The 1,549-nt window shown below is 64.0% G+C and carries 1 protein-coding gene; it reads left to right on the top strand.

Going from position 1 to position 1,549, the window contains the following annotated elements:
* Positions 1 to 1,513 (top strand): efflux RND transporter permease subunit (locus OC610_RS27155; protein WP_264432460.1); only part of this gene is annotated, 1,513 nt, incomplete at its 5' end.
* Positions 1,514 to 1,549: the final 36 nt, after the last annotated feature.

Raw genomic sequence — 1,549 nt, 5'->3', positions numbered from 1 at the left:
TGGCGGCCTGCTGTGGGCGATGCGCAATCGCTGGTGGGCCATCGGCATCACGGTGCTGCTGTTCGCGTTGGCGGTGTTTTGCATGCGTTTCGTGCAGAACCAGTTCTTCCCGTCTTCGGACCGCCCGGAGATCCTGGTGGACCTCAACCTGCCGCAAAACGCCTCGATGGACGAGACGCGCAAAGCGGTCGATCGCCTGGAAGCGACCCTCAAGGATGACCCGGACATCGCGCGCTGGAGCACTTACATCGGCGAAGGCGCCATTCGTTTCTATCTGCCGCTGGACCAACAGCTGCAGAACCCGTACTACGCGCAACTGGTGATTGTCAGCAAGGGCCTGGATTCGCGGGCGGCGCTGACCGAGCGCTTGCAGAAACGCCTGCGGGAAGATTTCGTCGGCATCGGCAGCTACGTGCAAGCGCTGGAAATGGGCCCGCCGGTGGGGCGGCCGATCCAGTATCGGGTCAGCGGCAAGGACATCGACCAGGTGCGCAAGCATGCGATCGAGTTGGCGACCGAGCTGGACAAGAACTCGCACATCGGCGAAATCATCTACGACTGGAACGAGCCGGGCAAGGTGCTGCGCATCGACATCGCCCAGGACAAGGCGCGGCAGTTGGGGCTCTCTTCGGACGATGTGGCCCGGCTGATGAACAGCATCGTCAGCGGCTCGCCGGTGACCCAGGTCAACGACGATATCTACCTGATCGACGTGGTAGGGCGCGCCGAAGACGCCGAGCGTGGTTCGCCGGAAACCCTGCAGAACCTGCAGATCGTCACCCCGGGCGGCACGTCGATTCCGCTGCTGGCCTTCGCCACGGTGCGTTACGAGCTGGAACAGCCGCTGGTGTGGCGTCGCGACCGCAAGCCGACCATCACCATCAAGGCCGCCGTGCGCGACGAAATCCAGCCCACGGACCTGGTGAGGCAACTGCAACCGGACATCGACAAGTTCGCCGCCAAATTGCCGGTGGGCTACAAGATCGCGACTGGCGGTACGGTGGAAGAAAGCAGCAAGGCCCAGGGACCCATTGCCAGCGTGGTGCCGCTGATGCTGTTCCTGATGGCGACATTCCTGATGATCCAATTGCACAGCGTGCAGAAATTGTTCCTGGTGGCGAGCGTCGCGCCGTTGGGCTTGATTGGCGTGGTGCTGGCGCTGGTGCCGACGGGCACGCCGATGGGCTTCGTGGCGATCCTCGGCATCCTCGCGCTGATCGGCATCATCATCCGTAACTCGGTGATCCTGGTGACCCAGATCGACGAGTATGAGCGTGACGGCTACGAACCCTGGGACGCGGTGGTCGAAGCCACCGAACACCGGCGCCGGCCGATCCTGCTGACGGCGGCCGCGGCGAGCCTGGGGATGATCCCCATTGCCCGCGAAGTCTTCTGGGGGCCGATGGCCTACGCGATGATCGGCGGGATCATCGTCGCCACGCTGCTGACGTTGCTGTTCCTGCCGGCGCTGTACGTGGCCTGGTACAAGATCCGCGAGCCGAAGCGTGATTGAGGCGCGCGCGGACCCTGTGGCGAGGGAGCTTGCTCC

Source organism: Pseudomonas agronomica (assembly GCF_025917275.1).
Classification (GTDB): domain Bacteria; phylum Pseudomonadota; class Gammaproteobacteria; order Pseudomonadales; family Pseudomonadaceae; genus Aquipseudomonas; species Aquipseudomonas agronomica.
The sequence above is the reverse complement of the archived record's forward strand: the minus strand, read 5'-3'. Positions and strand labels throughout refer to the sequence as shown.